1 pseudogene is annotated in these 322 nt (G+C 61.5%); it reads right to left on the minus strand.

The features are described 5' to 3' along the window. Positions 1–322 (minus strand): annotated as a pseudogene (locus tag E3W21_RS31290) (hypothetical protein); the annotation flags it as partial.

Raw genomic sequence — 322 nt, forward strand, 5'->3', positions numbered from 1 at the left:
TCAGCGAGAAGGGCTGTGAGTCTTGTGGCCTATTCGTCCCTCGAGTTACGGTGTATTTAACCGTCACCGGCTTGCCCAGGTTAAAGGCAATGACCGACACCGGTACCGGGATCTCAAGACCGATGCTGCTGATGGGGGCCGCCGTGGTGGTGTGCGAACCTTCGGCCGGGGTGCCGGCAGCGCCGGTCCACGTCACGCTCAGCAGGTCGGTGGGTAGCAGGACGCCCTGAGGGACCACCACGGTGAGGGAGTCTTTGGCGGCGATGGGGTTTAGGTTGTTGTCGACGGTTTCTTTAACGGAAGGCGGATTCAGCATGAGGGC

It is taken from the genome of Pseudomonas sp. F01002 (assembly GCF_004402115.1).
GTDB classification, from domain to species: domain Bacteria; phylum Pseudomonadota; class Gammaproteobacteria; order Pseudomonadales; family Pseudomonadaceae; genus Aquipseudomonas; species Aquipseudomonas frigoris.